Source organism: Streptomyces sp. NBC_00859 (genome assembly GCF_045161865.1).
Classification (GTDB): Bacteria; Actinomycetota; Actinomycetes; order Streptomycetales; family Streptomycetaceae; genus Streptomyces.
Genome location: NZ_CP108826.1, coordinates 431,764 through 446,983 on the forward strand (window position 1 = coordinate 431,764; position 15,220 = coordinate 446,983).

Annotated in this window: 14 protein-coding genes; 5 read left to right on the top strand and 9 right to left on the bottom strand. The window is 70.2% G+C overall.

What is annotated here, in order from left to right; genetic code table 11:
• Positions 1-385: 385 nt before the first annotated feature.
• Positions 386-1,387 carry a LysR family transcriptional regulator gene (locus OG584_RS01975; protein ID WP_405774330.1) on the bottom strand — a complete coding sequence of 334 codons (1,002 nt, stop codon included), beginning with the start codon at positions 1,385-1,387 and terminating at the stop codon, positions 386-388.
• Between the two features lie 100 nt (positions 1,388-1,487).
• On the opposite strand from OG584_RS01975, the gene OG584_RS01980 reads away from it, so the two are divergent.
• Positions 1,488-1,709, top strand: coding sequence for a hypothetical protein (locus tag OG584_RS01980; protein WP_405774332.1), 222 nt, complete (start codon positions 1,488-1,490; stop codon positions 1,707-1,709).
• Between the two features lie 353 nt (positions 1,710-2,062).
• Here the strand turns inward: OG584_RS01980 and OG584_RS01985 are convergent, their stop codons facing one another.
• Positions 2,063-2,989: a winged helix-turn-helix transcriptional regulator gene (locus tag OG584_RS01985; protein WP_405774334.1), complete on the bottom strand. Its 927-nt coding sequence runs from the start codon at positions 2,987-2,989 to the stop codon at positions 2,063-2,065.
• Between the two features lie 77 nt (positions 2,990-3,066).
• Between OG584_RS01985 and OG584_RS01990 the strand changes: the two genes are divergently transcribed.
• Complete coding sequence (locus OG584_RS01990; RefSeq protein WP_405774336.1) at positions 3,067-4,458, top strand: MFS transporter; 1,392 nt, start codon at positions 3,067-3,069, stop codon at positions 4,456-4,458.
• A 128-nt stretch (positions 4,459-4,586) separates the two neighbouring features.
• On the opposite strand, the gene OG584_RS01995 is transcribed toward OG584_RS01990, so the two are convergent.
• Genes OG584_RS01995 through OG584_RS02005 form a run of 3 tightly spaced genes read right to left on the bottom strand, consistent with a single transcriptional unit; the run spans position 4,587 to position 7,463 of the window.
• The gene (locus OG584_RS01995; protein ID WP_405774338.1) at positions 4,587-6,260 is read right to left on the bottom strand and encodes a 4Fe-4S binding protein; all 1,674 of its coding nucleotides are present in this window, start codon (positions 6,258-6,260) and stop codon (positions 4,587-4,589) included.
• Positions 6,261-6,294: 34 nt separating this feature from the next.
• Complete coding sequence (locus OG584_RS02000) at positions 6,295-7,206, bottom strand: diiron oxygenase (protein WP_405774340.1); 912 nt, start codon at positions 7,204-7,206, stop codon at positions 6,295-6,297.
• Between the two features lie 2 nt (positions 7,207-7,208).
• Positions 7,209-7,463 carry a hypothetical protein gene (locus tag OG584_RS02005; protein WP_405774342.1) on the bottom strand — a complete coding sequence of 85 codons (255 nt, stop codon included), beginning with the start codon at positions 7,461-7,463 and terminating at the stop codon, positions 7,209-7,211.
• Between the two features lie 173 nt (positions 7,464-7,636).
• Here OG584_RS02005 and OG584_RS02010 point away from each other — a divergent pair, with 173 nt between their 5' ends.
• Positions 7,637-8,233, top strand: a complete 597-nt coding sequence (locus OG584_RS02010) for a TetR family transcriptional regulator (RefSeq protein WP_405774344.1) — start codon at positions 7,637-7,639, stop codon at positions 8,231-8,233.
• A 138-nt stretch (positions 8,234-8,371) separates the two neighbouring features.
• Here the strand turns inward: OG584_RS02010 and OG584_RS02015 are convergent, their stop codons facing one another.
• Positions 8,372-10,357, bottom strand: coding sequence for a glycoside hydrolase (locus OG584_RS02015; protein ID WP_405774346.1), 1,986 nt, complete (start codon positions 10,355-10,357; stop codon positions 8,372-8,374).
• Between the two features lie 165 nt (positions 10,358-10,522).
• Here OG584_RS02015 and OG584_RS02020 point away from each other — a divergent pair, with 165 nt between their 5' ends.
• Entirely contained in the window at positions 10,523-11,425 is a 903-nt protein-coding gene (locus tag OG584_RS02020) for an NADP-dependent oxidoreductase (RefSeq protein WP_405774348.1), read from the top strand.
• A gap of 77 nt (positions 11,426-11,502) precedes the next feature.
• Here OG584_RS02020 and OG584_RS02025 read toward each other — a convergent pair whose 3' ends face one another.
• Complete coding sequence (locus tag OG584_RS02025) at positions 11,503-11,868, bottom strand: darcynin family protein (RefSeq protein ID WP_405774350.1); 366 nt, start codon at positions 11,866-11,868, stop codon at positions 11,503-11,505.
• A gap of 72 nt (positions 11,869-11,940) precedes the next feature.
• Positions 11,941-12,834, bottom strand: a complete 894-nt coding sequence (locus OG584_RS02030) for an NAD(P)H-binding protein (RefSeq protein WP_405774352.1) — start codon at positions 12,832-12,834, stop codon at positions 11,941-11,943.
• 113 nt (positions 12,835-12,947) lie between these two features.
• Here OG584_RS02030 and OG584_RS02035 point away from each other — a divergent pair, with 113 nt between their 5' ends.
• Complete coding sequence (locus tag OG584_RS02035) at positions 12,948-13,895, top strand: LysR family transcriptional regulator (protein ID WP_405774354.1); 948 nt, start codon at positions 12,948-12,950, stop codon at positions 13,893-13,895.
• 113 nt (positions 13,896-14,008) lie between these two features.
• Here the strand turns inward: OG584_RS02035 and OG584_RS02040 are convergent, their stop codons facing one another.
• Positions 14,009-15,151: an FAD-dependent oxidoreductase gene (locus tag OG584_RS02040; RefSeq protein ID WP_405774355.1), complete on the bottom strand. Its 1,143-nt coding sequence runs from the start codon at positions 15,149-15,151 to the stop codon at positions 14,009-14,011.
• Positions 15,152-15,220: the final 69 nt, after the last annotated feature.

Genomic DNA, 15,220 nt, shown 5'->3' on the forward strand with positions numbered 1-15,220 from the left:
GGTCGTCAACGGCCCGTGCGGCATCGTGTCATCACAACACCGCTTCGCCAACCAGTCACGGTACGTCGTGGAACGCACACCCCCCTGGCTTCATCCGGTCAGGCGGGTCCGCGCCCGCCTCGAACCACGCGCCGACGTCCACCTCTCAGGTCTCCGACCCGCCCGGCACACCAGGTCGCCGCCAACAGCCGGTCACCGCCATCCACGGCTTGACCAGCGCACTTCAGCGGAACCATTCCGATGTGCCCCGGCAGGAGCCGCCGTGAGGATACGACGGAGCCGGCGCCACCACAGGTCCGGGTACGGCAGCTTGTAGAGCTGCGGAGGACCGGCCGTCGTCCGCGGAGTTCGCCCGCGGGCCTCACCGCATCGCCCCCGGGCCCAGCTACTCGAAGGATCCCCCGATGTCGTCACGCCGGCCGATGACACGCAGGTCTGCCTCGGGGAGCCAGGATCCGGTCGGGCGTTTCAGCCAGCCCTCGGAAGTACGGAGGGTCCGCGCCGCGTTGGCCAGGGCTGCCACTCCCGGGTGGTGCAGACCACGGCGCCAGACCATGGATACCGGAGTGAGGGGCACTGGGTCGGCCAGAGGGCGCAGGACCATGCCGGGGACGGTCATGAAACTGAGGCTGGTCAGGACGAGCCACCTGTGTCTGCTCATGATCCGGCTGAACTCCGCCTCACCCTCGATCTTGGGGTAGGGCGGGGCCGGCTCGATACCGCGACCCGCGCACAAGGAGCGCGCGTAGTCCGTCCACTCGGTGGTGTCCTCGTTGCCGGCCTCGGCGTACAGAGTCTCGCCTGCCAGCGCGGACAGCGGTACCTGGGGCAAGGCGGCGAGCCGGTGATCGGTCGGCACCATCACCGCCAGCCGGTCGAAGCGGACCAACCGGTGCTCCAGTGAGGCGCGTACCTGGGGCGGAAGCCCGGCGACACGACCGAATGAAATATCCAGGTGTCCGCCGGCCATCTCGGTCGCAGCCCGCGCCAGTCCGCTATGGGTGTGGACGACGAAGTCCAGATCGGGAGCCGCCTCCCGGGCCAGTTCGACCACCCGCGATCCGGTGGAAGTGCTCTTGGCGACGTCAACGACCAGCGGCCGGCTGTTCTCGGACTGCGGTGGTCTGCCCAGCTCCTGGCTCAACTCGGCGTGGGCGGAAAGGGCTCGGCGGACAGCCGGCAGCAGCCGGTGTCCTTCGGGGGTGAGGGCGACGTGCCGGCTGGTCCGCTGGAACAGGGCACGGCCCCAGGCCTGCTCCAGCCGCCGGATGTCGCGACTGAGCGCTTGTTGTGCGACGAACAGCCGGGCGGCAGCGCGGGTGAAGTGCAGCTCGTCGGCCACAGCCAGGAAAGCCCGCAGCAGCCGGGGATCAGTGTCGTCGCGCACGCCTCATCTTCGCCCACAGACAGCGATCTACAACAGAGTTGAGTGGATATCCGCTGAACAGGTGTTGGACGCTCCAGCGGCTCACGGTGAGGCTGGGCGCATGCCTCATTACCGTGACAACCGGCAAACACAGCCCCCTCACCACATGCTGATGACCGTCGTCGGCGAGACCTACGTCGTCTACGCACCGACAGCCTTCTCGGACAGGTGGACAGAACAGCGGGGATCCACGCAGCGGGTCGACGGAACGAAGTTGCACTTACTGCTCGGCCCCGCAATAGCCGCCGTGTGGATCACCGTGACGGTCGTCCTCTTCGTGTAGCAAGGGACCTGCGGATTTCCGGAGGAGCATCCCGAGACATGCCCTCGCACCCGCCAACCGGGGTCGGAGAGTTGCAACCGGGGTCGGGGAGTTGAACGACAGGCCGAGTCATCCGCAACTCGCCTTCCGTAGCGCCCGGTACCGGCCGATCCGCGTCATGTTCGTTCCGTACGGACGGCTTCGCCACGGGCCGGGTGCGGTACAGGGTGCACGAGGCAGGGGTGCGGCACGCCGGGTCGATCGCAGTGGCTCACGGGCGGCTCGCGGTCAAGGCGTCCTCGCAGCAGGGGTGTCCGGAGTGCGGACGACTGCCACCCGGCACGGACGGCCGACCGGGCCTGGCTGATCACGCCTCAATCCGCTGCGATCCGTGACCGGTTTCCCGCTGCGGCCTCGTCGACCAGGGCGAGGGCGTCGCCCACCGACCCGGCCGGATCCGGGACGGGGTAGAGCACTCCCCGCACTGTCCGCTCCCCGTCCAGCAGCAGCGTCAGGCGCTTGAGGCGGTCCGTCCCGGCGGCCCGGAACGTGGGCAGCCTCAGCGATGTCGTGAGGTGCAGATCGGCGTCCGAAAGCAGCGGGAACGGAATCCGCGCATGTTCACCGAACGCCGCGAGCTGGTCCGGCCGTTGCGTGCTGACCCCGTACACACGGGCGCCGCGCTCCTCGAATTCGGACAGCCGGTCGCGGTAGGTGCAGGACTCCAGGGTGCAGCCCGCGACGCCGGGGATCTCACCCCAGCCGGGCGGATACCCCTGAACGTCCGGGGCGTAGGCGCCGGGGAAGCAGTACAGAACGGTCCAGGGAGTGCCTGCGACCGGATCGACACCCGGGGCACCCCGCCGGTCTCCGGAGAACGCCGCGGGCAGCACCGTCTCCGGCACCCGGGTGCCGACGAGGGCGTGCACGCGCCGGGTCTCGGCCGAATCGGTGGAGCTGGTCGCGGAGAGTGCACCGTCTCCCATGACATACCGGCTGCCCCAGTCCTGCAGCGCTACCAGAACCGGCAGGAGGCCCGAGCCGGTGGGGGTGAGGTGGTAGGAGTAGCGCGGCGGGTGCGGGTGGTAGAGCCGCTTCTCCAGGATGCCGTCCCCGACGAGAGCGGCAAGGCGCTCGGCAAGCACCTTGCGGCTGATGCCCAGCGCGTCACGCAGCTCGTCGAACCGGTGCGTCCCACCGGCGACGTCGCGCACGACGAGCAGGGTCCACCAGTCGCCGACGACCGCGAGCGCCTGAGCGATGGAGCAGTCCGGGTCCACAGCCCTCGACGAGTTACGCATGGTCCCACCTTGCCATCCGGATGCACTCGACCCCTATAGTAAGTCTCCTTTGGAGACTCACTCCTCTGGGGGATGCCATGTCCGGCACGCAGGTACGCCGCGGTCGCGGTGCGGGGCGGGAGCCGGAGAACAGCGGCAGCAGCGGGATATCCGGGCGCTCGGAGGAGGCGGAGCGCCCCGAGGGTGCCGACGGCTCCGGGGCCGCCGGGGACGACCGGCCGGGCGATGGGCGCGCCGCGGTGTTCTGGCGGTACTGGACCGCTTCGGCCATCAGCGGCACCGGCGACGCGGTCACGTCCATCGCGTTGCCGCTGATCGCCGTGGGAGTGCTCGGCGCGGACGGTTTCGAGGTCAGTCTGGTCACCGCCGCCGGGTTCGCCGCGTGGATCCTGATCGGCCTGCCGGCGGGGGTACTGGTCCAGCGCTGGCCGCTGCGCGGCACCCAGGTGGCCATGGACCTGGTACGAGCCGCCGCGATCGCTTCGGTACCGGTGGCCGCGGCATTCGGTGCGCTGCGTCTGCCGCAGTTGATCGTGGTCGCGCTGCTGGTGGGCCTGGCGAGCGTCGTCTTCGACGTGGGCAACGCGACGTTCCTCCCGTCGGTGGTCGCCAAGGAGGAGCTGACCTCGCGCAACAGCCTGACTTCGGGCACCCAGGCGGTGATCCAGCTGGGCGGGCCGTCGCTGGGTGGCGTACTGGTGCAGCTGTGCGGCGCGGCGGCCACCCTGGTTGTCGACGCGGTCAGCTACCTGGCGTCGGCGGCGCTGCTGCGCACGCTGCCCCGGCCCGGAGCGCACACGGGTCCCGCTGCTTCGCAGTCCGGCACATCAGCCGACGCCGCGCCCCGGATGACCGCCCTCATCCGGGAGGGATGGCAGTACGTCACACGTCACCCGGTCGTGGGTCCCTGCGTTGCCATGGCCACTTCGGTCAACTTCGTCTGCGGCGGCCTGACCGCGCTCGTGCCTGTGTTCCTGGTGCGGACCCTGGACGCCCCGGCGGCGCTGGTGGGTGTGTTGATCGCCACCGAGGGGGTGGGGGGTCTGGTCGGTGCGGCTCTGACGCCCCGGCTGGCGGCGGCGGCAGGAAGCGCGCGTGCGCTGCTGCTCGCGTGCGGCTTCGGGGCGTGCGCGGCACTGCTGATGCCGCTGGCGGGCCGGGGCCCGGGGCTGCTTCTCTTCGCTCTGGGCAACGCCGGCTTCGCCGGAGGTGTGGTGGTGCTGAGCATCCTGACCCGTACACATCGCCAGACGACAACCCCGCCCGATCTGCTCCCCCGGGTGATGGCCACCGTGCGGTTCGTGTCGTGGGGTGCGATCCCCATCGGGGCGCTGACCGCGGGGGCGGTCTCCTCGGTATGGGGCAATCGCGGTGCGCTGTGGCTGGTGAGTGGACTGGCCTTCGTCGCGCCGGTGGTACTGCTGGCCGGTCCGCTGCGGAGGCTCCGCACGCTGGAGGACACACGGTGAGGCAGCCGGCCCGGCCCCGGGGCACACCCTGTGGGTGCCTTGCGGGGCGGGAGGCCCTGGGTGTGCCCGACGGCGGGCGCGCGGCGTCTGCGGTCCGCGCCGCGTCCCGGCCCCTCACTCGTTCCTCGTCAGGCCCCGCGGAATCGCCTGCCTGCATCACGTAGCTCGGAGAACGTAGCGAACTTGACGCGCGGGCGGCCCGAGGCCAGTCCGTTCGCCCGCTCCGCCCGGTCGACCGCCAACACCTCCCGGAGCCCGACTGCTTGGGGCCTTCTGCGGCGCACCAGGCGCGCGAAGTCCTTGCCCGTTCCTGCCGGGGCGGGCAGCAGCCCGTCGGCCGCGTCGTCCATCAGCACTCCGACGGTCTCCTCGGCGCAGGTGCGGTTGGCGCCGATCCCGCCGGACGGTCCGCGTTTGGCCCATCCCACCACGTAGGTCCCCGGCAACGGGTCGCCCGGTCCGATACCGGTGACCCGTCCGGCGCGGTTGGGCACCGTGGCCGTCACGGGATCGAAGGGCAGACCGGCTACCGGGGCACCCCGGTAGCCGATGGATCTGATGACGAGCCCGGCGGAGATCACGTCCTCATCCGCGGTCCGTTCCGCGTGTGGCATTCCGTCTCGGCCGGTGACCGTGTTGCGGGCGACCCGGACCGACTCGACCCGTCCGTCGCCGGCCAGCTCCGTTACCGAGGAGAAGAATCGAAGAACGATCCGCTTCTCCCCGGCCGGTGGCGCAGTCAAGTCCGTTTCCTCGATGGCGATGCCGTCCAGAAGGGCCGTCTTTGAGGAGGGATCCGCCGCAGCGATGGCATCGCGGACACCAGGGCGGTCGTCGACGACGACCGTGACTCCTCGGAGGTGCCGCAGAGCCAGGAACTCCGCTCGTGTGTAGGCCGCGTGCTCGGGCCCTCTGCGCCCGAGCAGTACCACTTCGCGTACCTCGGCGGCGCGCAGCGCCTCCAGCGCGTGGTCCGCGATGTCGGTCCTGGCCAGTTCGTCCGGGTCCGAGACGAGGATGCGCGCCACGTCCAGAGCCACGTTGCCGTTGCCCACGACCACGGCCCGTTCCGCCGAGAGGTCGACAGCGGAGGCCGGGACCGTGGGATCCGCGTTGTACCAGCCGACGAACGCCGACGCGGCAACGCTGCCGGGGATGTCTTCGCCCGGAACCCCCAACGACCGGTCGGACATGGCCCCCACCGCGTAGACGACCGCGTGGTGGTGGGCGGCTATCTCCGCATGGGTCAGATCCTTGCCGACCTCGACGTTCAGGTGCATGCGCAACCGGGGATGACGGTAGAGGCCCGCGAACGTGTCGGCGATCCCCTTCGTCGACTGGTGGTCGGGCGCGACGCCGTGCCGTACCAGCCCGCCGGGGACCGGCAGCCGGTCGATCAGCGTGACTTCGGCTCCGACGGCTCGCAGTAGGGACTGCGCCGTGTAGCCGGCGGCCGGTCCGGTGCCCACGACCGCGATCCGCAGCCTCCCTGCACCGTGTGCGAGGGAGCGGGGGAAGCGCGGTGCCGCCCACGCGTTGTCGGCCGGGCGCTCCTCGTAGTACTGCTTGTTGAGCGCGGCGTATCCGCTGTCGGGGCCGGTCAGCCGGTCCACCGGGAAGATCGCGTCCACCGGGCATGCGTCCGCGCAGGCGCCGCAGTCGATGCAGGTCTGCGGGTCGACGTACAGCATCTCGGTGGTGCCGAAGTCCGGCTCGTCCGGCGTCGGGTGAATGCAGTTGACCGGGCAGACCGACACGCAGGACGCGTCGTTGCAGCAGGTCTGGGTGATTGCGTAGGCCATGGCCCGGATCGCACTCCTTACGGCGGGTAAGCGGTCAGAGCATGTGGATGCGCTTGTAGATGGACATGGCGGGGCGCGTCAGCAGGCCGGCCTCGGACAGGAAGCCCATGAGATGGGCCGAGCTGGAGCGCATCATCGACTTACGGTGTTCGTTGTCGCGGACCTCGGCCACCGCGCGCCGGGTGTCCAGGCCCACCGCCGCGTAGACGTCCTTGTTCACCATGCTCGTGATGATGACCGCGGCGACCGTCGCGACGACCACGCTGCTCGCCTGCCGGCGGGCCGGCCCCGACCCCCGCAGCCGCTCACGCATCTGCTGGCGGGCGAACTTCATGTGCCGGGACTCCTCCACGACGTGTATCCGCGAGGTGGTCCGCACGATGGGGAGCACGTCCTCGCCCCGCATCCAGTCCCGCTGCATCACGTCGAGGATCTCCTCGGCGACCAGTATCCCGCCGTAGGCGACCTCGGCGGTTGCCAGCGTCTTGAAGCCGCGGGCCAGTTCGACGGCGCCGCGGGAGGGGAGGTAGGCGGGCACTCCCATCTTCTCGCAGGCTCGCGCGAACATGATCGAGTGGCGGCACTCGTCGGCGATCTCGGTCAGGGCGAACCGGAACTGCGGGTTCACAGGGTTCTTGACGTACTGATCCCTGAGCACCATCTGCTGGAGGATCATCTCGAACCAGATGCCGGTGCTCATGATGGAGCCGACCTCGTGCCTGGTGAGCGCGACTTTCTGCCCGGACGTCATCTCGTCCCACAGCGGTGTGCCGTAGAGCGTGCTCCACTCCGGGTTGAGCCCGTACAGGTCCCCGGGCAAGGGTGAATCCCAGTCGACCTCGACCGCCGGGTCGTACGACAGCGTGTCGGCCGACTCCAGCAGTCGCTTCGATACGTCCTCGTCGGCCTTGGAGCGCTGCTGAGACCGAGTTTCCGTGTCAGTCATGATCAGTACCTCCGGTGCATCCGCACGGTCAGGGGGTGGGGGGAGATGCCAGGGGCGTCGGCAGGTCCGCCGGTCTCGTCGGCGGTGAGGGCCACCGCGAGTCCACGCCGGTCCTTACCGGTGATCCGGCGTGCGCGCGGCGGCTGCGGACACCGCCGTGGTGTGCGCAGCCGCGACCCGCCGGGGCCGATCCGCCCCGCCATGCGCAGCCTTCCCCGCCGCAGCGGATCCGGCGTGCGCGCGGCGGCTGCGGACACCGCCGTGGTGTGCGCAGCCGCGACCCGCCGGGGCCGATCCGCCCCGCCATGCGCAGCCTTCCCCGCCGCAGCGACCTTCGGACACTCTCATCACCTACCGTCCAGTAGTTAGACACTTCATTGCGGAACCGTCAATACTTTGGACAGCCATGGATAGCTAAAGTAGGGGCACGATGACACGCTTTCGAGAAAGTGTTCGGTCGCTGCTCCGTGAGCAGGTCCTGAACGCCGCCTGCCAACTCGTTGCCTCGGAGGGCTGGGGCAAGCTGCGCCTTGCCGCCGTCGCGCGAGCCGCCGGCGTGAGCCGGCAGACCCTCTACAACGAGTTCGGGTCGAAGGAAGCCGTCGGCGAGGCTCTGATCCAGCGCGAGTTGGAGGGCTTCCTCATCGGCATCCAGCAGGAGCTCGACGCCCACCGCGGCGATCTGGAGGCCGCGGCGACAGCGGGGGTCGGCTTCACGCTCCGGCAGGCTGTCGACAACTCGCTGATCAAAGCTGTGCTCCTGGCCGCCCGCGGCGGTGAGGACGACCTGCTGGCCTATCTGACCACCCGCGCCGAGCCCGTCTTCGACACCGCCATGGCCATGCTCGACGCCTACGCGACCGACGCCTGGCCCGATGTCGACGCCGAGTCCCGAAGCCTCGCCGTCGAAACGATCGTGCGGCTCACCGTCAGCCATATCGTCCAGCCCGCGACATCGCCGGATGAGTCCGCCCGGCGCATCGCGCAGATCACGACGAGGATCGCCTACCCGTCGGCGGGGCGCTGAGCCACTCGCGCGCAGAGAGCCGCAGAACGGGGGCGCGAAGCCGCACAGACCTGGCGGCCGCCCCCCCCGGCCCCGGCTCCCCCGCACGCCCGCCGCCTCCCGCGACCGCGTCCGGAGAAGCCGGCCGGAACCGGTCGGTCAGCGGATCACCCGGGCCGGGCACAGACGCCGCGGTCCGTGGTCGCCGCGGAGTGTGGCGTCCACACAACCGCCCGGCACGCCGTCCCGTGCCGTCTTCCCGAAGTTCGCGGTGACCGTCAGGACACCGTGGCCGAAGACCGTGCGCTGGACGCTGCGGTCCCCGGTCAGCCACCGGAACGAGGTGAGCTGCTCGGCGCCTGCCGCCCGGTGCAGCGGGGCGAAGTACTTCTGGAGAGCGGCCATTTCACTGCCGTACTTGTCGATCGACGGTCCGTCCAGCACATAGTTGAGCGGGCTGTTGTAGAGCATCGCGAGCAGCGCCCGGTCAGTCTTCTGCGCCGGGAGTTTGTCGAACGACAGCTCCCAGCGCTCCGCGTTGATCACCGAACCGTGCAACGCCGTCTCGTACAGCGGCACCCGGTACCTGGGGTCGTACATCGCCTTCGCGATACCGGCGGGCAACCGGACCGGCTTGAAGAAGAAGCCGGGGGCCGTCTTCGGGTAGTACGCGCCCCAGGTCGCCTTGTCGTGCTGGAGGGTCCACATGCGGTCGTCGACCGGCGTCGCCGCCCCGTGGTCGAACGCCACCGCCTGATTGGCCCAGGGCTGCGCGGACTCCGACCCGAGAACCAGACTCCCGCTCAGCCGCTTCATACGGGCCAGCCGGTTGGCGCGGTCCTGGGCCTTCGTCATCGGATGGTCCGCGCTGTGGTCGCGGAAGAGCGTCCCGGTCGCGTCGACATCGAGGAAGTAGTTGTCGGCGCCGTTGGCGACCGTCTGCCGGGTGCGGTCGGCGAGGTAGTGGTGCTGCGGCTCGGCCTGTTCGAGGGCCTGAGAACTGAGATAGCAACCGCGGTCCCCGAAGCCGCCCTGCGGTGTACCGTCCGCCTGACGGACACAGAAGCCGGGATAGACGCGGTCCGGCCAGACACCTGCCGGGCTGTCGGCGCTCGCGGGGTCCTGCCCGTTGGCGAAGCTGTCGTAGGGCCCCACAAGGTAGCCGGCCTGCTCGGCGGCATGGACAGCCGCGGTGCTCATGGGGGACCCGTCCGCGTCGTACCCGAGCCACATACGGTCGATCCCGAGCTTGCGCAGCTTCGCCACACCCGCCGCGGTGCGCGCCTGACCCCAGCCGTAGGCGTGGAAGGCGCCCAGCAGTTTCGCGTTGGCCGGATTGGCCCTGATCTTCTCCCGCAGACTGCCGAGTTCACCGCGCTCGGACAGCGACTTGCGGTAGTCGAGGGCGGGAGCGGTCGCACCCCCATCGGTGAGCGCGAAGCTGATGTCGTACGCACGCGTCCCATCGCCCTTGTCGAAGTCGTGGGTGGCTGTAGTGCGCAGCCTGCCGTGCTCGGACGTGAAGCCGAGCGAGGTGTTGATGTCCGTGGGGGTCAGATAGCTGACCCCCCGTTTGCCCGAGCTGTAACCCCACAGCGGTAGCGTCAGGCCCTCTCCCATGTCCACTTCGGTGTTCGCGAGGTGTGCCGCCCCCGAGTTCCACCAGGAGTCGGCGACGGGTATGTCCATCCCGGAACCGCGTGGCAGCTGGAGGCTCGCCGATGCCGGGTCGGCACCGGTGACCGGCCAGGCGAGCGAACCGTCCTGCTGCGACCGGATCCCGACGTGCAGGCGGCCCTGCCGGGCAACGGCGGTGACGGTCAGCCTCCTGGCCGGGTAGGTCCAGCGTGCCCCGCCCGTCACCCGCCGGAGGGGGCCGGGCTCGCCGAGGTCGCTCGCGGAGGGCGCGGACAGTTCCATGGCGTGCCCGTCCGAGGTGCGTGCCGTCACGCCGAGCGAAGCGGTGTCCACGGTGACGGTCCCGCCCCGTACGGGCAGGTGGATGTTCCTGTGGGCATCGGACTCCGGTGCGGCGTTGGCCGTGGACACTACGACCAGCGCGCCCAGACTGCCCAGGGCGACACATGCGGCGATGACGGGGCGGCCCTTGCGGGCATGCCGGGGGGATGAGTTGATGATCGTCATGAGAGGTTGATACGCGTCAGTTATAAGAGCCTTTTAACAGGTCATCCCGTTGAGCGTGTCCACCGACCCGCCACACGAGGTGTTACCTACGGTGTTGGCTGCGAACAACGTGCGCTGTCGAACGCACGGCGAGCGCGACCCCCTGAGCCGCAAGTGGAGCGAATGATGAAGGCAGCCCGTTTCGATCGGTTCGGGGGCCCTGAGGTCCTCGAGATCGTGGATCTCCCCGACCCGCGTCCGGGTCCGGGCCAGGTCCGGATTTCGGTGCGCGCGGCCGGCGTCAACCCGAGTGACTGGAAGAAGCGCAGGGGCCTGATGGATGAGGAGCTTCCGCAGACCCTGGGGTATGAGGCGGCGGGTATCGTCGACGAGATCGGTGAGGGCGTTACGGACGCGGCCGTCGGTGACCGTGTTTTCGGCTTCTCCACCGAGGGGGCGGCCCAGGCCGAGCTGGCGGTGCTGTCCTACTACGCGCCGGTCCCGTCGTCTCTTGACTTCTCCGGCGCCGCGGCGCTGCCGGCTGCGATCGAGACGGCCACACGCGCGCTTGACCAGCTCGGCGTCGGCAGCGGGAGCACGGTGCTCATCAACGGAGCCTCCGGGAGTGTGGGCAGCGCCGCGGTCCAGCTCGCCGCGGCGCGCGGCGCGCGGGTGATCGGCACCGCGAGTCCGGCGAACCACGAGTATCTCCACTCGCTGGGGGCCGTTCCCGTCGCCTATGGCCAGGGCCTCGCCGAACGGGTCCGCTCGGTCGCTCCCGACGGTGTCGACATGGCACTCGACATCGCCGGAAGCGGGGTGCTGCCCGAGCTCATCGGGCTCGCGGGCGGCCCTGAGCACGTCGTCACGGTCGCGGACTTCGCCGGGGCGCAGGAGCACGGGGTGGTGTTCAGCCGTGGGGACGCCGGCCGCGCGGTTCACGCCCTCGCCGATATCGGCGAGCTGATCGAGGCCGGGCGTTTCTCGCTCCCTGTCGCGCAGACCTTCCCGCTCTCCGAGGTCGCGGAGGCACACCGCGCCGGCGAGAACGGCGACGTGCGCGGAAAGCTCGTACTGCTGGTCGGCTGATGCCGGGGCGACGGCCGCGCCGGTGTGCATCGGCTGTTACGGGCACGAGGACAGCGGCGCGGCGTCCGCACGGTATATCAGGTGGTGATGGTGGTGACGGCGTCGAGACCGTAGGTGCGGGCGTAGCCGTTCTCGGTGCCGACGAGGAGGTCGACGATCTCGAAGTAGCGGTCCCAGAAAGGGGTTTCGCGGAGCGCGTCGATGAGGAGCTGGTAGGCGGCGTGGTCGTCGGCCTCCCAGACCCAGACGTCCGTGACACGGGTGGAGTAGAACTCCGTGTCGTAGAAGCGTGAGCGGACGCCGGTGGTCCTGGCCTTGATCGCGGGGAGGACCAGAGTGCTGAATGCGGTGACCCGTTCCTGGGGGGTCATCGCGAGCCACTCGGGTGTGGTCTTGATGAGCATGAAAGCGGTGACGGGCGGTGCGGTTCCCTCAGCGGGCATGTCGGATTCCTCAGGATCGGCAGATGGTTCGGTGCGGGGCGTCGTGTGTTCGGACGGACGAGATGGGGGTCCTCAGGAGAGGACGGCGGGCTTGAGGGTCTCGGCGCACCACTGCTCGAAGGTGGTGGGGGTGGCGGTGTCCGCGGTGCGGACGACGCCCGCGTCGAGGCCTTCGTCCTTTGCCCGCTTCATGTCGACGATGCCCTGGGCGAACGCCTCGTTGAGGCGATAGCCGACGAGGCTGGTGTACAGCTCGTCGAGCGGTTGGCGTTCGTAGCGGACGGGGCGGCCGAGCTGCTCGGTCATGATGCGCGCCAGGTCATTGGGCGACAGATCCTGCGGCCCCAGGACGGGGACGCTGTCGCTGCCGGTCCATGAGCGGTCGAGCAGCAGACCGGCGGCGGCGGCCGCGATATCGGCGACAGCGACGAGGGGAGCCCTGCGGTCGGCGTCGACGGCGTCCGTGAAGAGGCCCTTCTCGCGGATCGAGTCGGCCTCCTCCAGGAGGTTGTCGAAGAAGGACGGGTTGGCGAGGGCCCGGTAGGCGACCCCCGTGCCGGTGATGAGGTCGTCCATGGCGAGGGAAGCGGTGACGAGTCCCGCGCGGCCGGCGAGCGGGGTGCCCCGGCCGAGTGCGGAGACGCCGACGACGTGGCCGACACCGTGAGCGACGAGGGCCTTCGCGGCGGGCCGGGTGAAACCGCGGTAGGCGTCCTCCGGGGTGAGGGACGCGTCCGGGGGGACGAGCCAGAACACGGCGTCCGCACCCTCGAAGGCCCGGTCGACGACCTCGGCGTCACCGTGCGAGCCGGTGATCACCTCGGCTCGTTCGCGCACCGCGTCGGGGAGCCTGGCGGGGTCGCGTACGACCACTCGCAATTCCTCGTCGTGCGCGGCGGCGGAATCCAGGAGCAGGGGCAGCAGGTGGCGGCCGATGTTCCCGGTGGGAGCAGTGATGACGATCATGAAAACCTCAGGGTTCGTGCGGGATGGGTACGTCCCACATCCTGCGTAGGATCGCGGTGTTGCCACAATGGGAACCTCGGCACGGGATCATTGCCTGAAATGGAATTACTTAGATGAGCAGCAGTTCAGAGCCTGTTATCGACGCCAATCTCGCCGTCGCGCTGAACGCGCTGCTGGCAGAGCAGAGCGTCACTCGCGCCGCCGCCCGCCTGCACACGTCTCCCGCCGCGATGAGCCGCACCCTCGCCCGCCTCCGGCGCGTCCTCCAGGACCCCCTCCTCGTCCGGGCCGGTCAGACCATGGTCCCCACTCCTCGCGCCGAGGCCCTGCGTGACGAGGCCGCCGCGGTGGTGCGCGGCCTCGGGGCTCTGCTGACTCCCGGCGCCGGCGTCGACCCCGCCGCCCTGCGCAGCACCTTCACCCTCCAGGCCGCCGACCTCATCGGCGCGGCGCTGGCCCCCGGGCTGCTGCGGCTGGCCAGGGAAGAGGCCCCCGGGGTTTCACTGCGGTTCCTGGCAGAGGAGTGGGAGGGCGGACCGGCGCTCCGGGACGGCCGCGTCGATCTGGAAATCGGATCGATCGACCACGTCGACCCCGAGACACAGGTCGAGAAGCTGGCCACCGTCCGGATGGCGGCGGCCGTCCGGCCCGAACACCCTCTCGTGGACGGAGTGTTGACCCCTGCACGACTCGCTGCCGCTGAACACGTCGTGGTGAGCCGCCGAGGCCGGTTCACCGGCCCCCTGGACACCGCTCTGGCCGGGCAGAACCTCCGTCGGCGGGTCACTGTTGTCCTGCCGAGCCACATGGCCGCGATGACTCTCGCGGCACACAGCGATGTCGTCTGCCTGGTCCCCACCACGCCCGCCGGTGAGACCCTCTCCCCTCTCACCGACGCCGCCACGATGCTGGGACTGCGTCTCCTGCACATCCCCCTGCCTCTGCCGCCCGTGACCATCGGTATGGCATGGCACCCCCGCCACGCAGCCGACGGAGGCCACCACTGGCTTCGTGACGCCGTCCGCCGGACTCTTCACGCACCGGCGGATTCGATCGCCTGACACCGCACCCGAACGGTGGTGATGCCGCGCCGCACGGGCCCCCGGCCCCAAGTGCCCTGTGCGCGGCTCCGCGTTGGGACGTCGACCGGGCGCGCCCTGTGCGACGGCGGCCTTCAGACCGGGCGGGCTTCGTCGCTGAAGTCGGGCACCTCGGTGGCCAACAGGTGCTCGGCACCGCCCTCGAGGGCTCGGGCCGTCTCGGCCGAGCGGGGGAGCATGGTCCTTTCGTAGCTGCGGACAGCGTCGTCGACGGTGGCCTCGTTCGCGAGGGCCAGTGCGAGGTCACAGGCGTCGAGCATGGCGAGGTTGACGCCGACACCCAGCGGTGGCATGAGGTGGGCGGCGTCGCCGAGCAGGGTCACCGTCGGGCTCTGTTCCCAGATGTGCGGGACGGGGAGCGCGTGGATCGGGCGGTCGGCGTACGGGCCGTCGTTGTCAGTGATCATCCGACGCATGCTGGGTGACCAGTCCGCGTACCGCTCCAGGAGCAGCGAACGGATTCCACCGGTATCGCCCGGCGTCAGACCACCCTCGCTGATCCAGTCGGCCGGGACGCGCTGAATGATGTAGACGCGAATGTGATTGCCGCTGTTGCGCTGAGCGAAGATGCCGCGCGCGCCGTCGGCGGCGTGGGCGCCGCCCTGGCCGACCAGCGCGGCGATGTCGGGGTGACGGTTCTCGACGTCGGTGAAGCGCGCCTCGAGGAAGCTCACCCCTGAGTACTCGGGGACGGCAGAGGACACGGCCGGGCGCACCCGGGACGAGGCCCCGTCGGCGCCGATGACCAGATCGGCCTCCATGGCGGTGCCGTCGGCGAAGTGCAGCTGCCGCGGACCCTGAGCAGGTCCGCTGACGCGTTCGAGGGCTTGTCCCCAGCGCACGGTGCCGGGCTGCAGCGAGTCGAGCAGCAGATCGCGCAGCTGACCGCGGTCGATTTCCGGCTTGAACATCTCATCGGGCGTCGGGACGGTGTGGGACACGATCGTCCCCGCCGGGTCCAGCTGGCGCATTTCCTGCCCTTCGGGCCGGGCAAGCTCGAAGAACTCGTCGAGGAGGCCGGCCGCGCGCAGGGCGATCTGGCCGTTGTCGGCGTGCAGGTCCAGGGTGCCGCCCTGGTTACGCGCGTCGGGGCCGGCGTCGCGGTCGTGGACGGTGACCGCCATGCCGTGCTGCTGGAGGATGCGGGCACACGTCAGCCCGCCGGGGCCTGCTCCGACGATGCTGATGCGGGCGCGTGCCGGGTTCGGTGAGGTCATGGGTGTTCCTTTCACCAGTGAAGAGGGGGTGCGAGGTGCGCCTCGCGGAAGGCCGGCGGAGATCTCGGG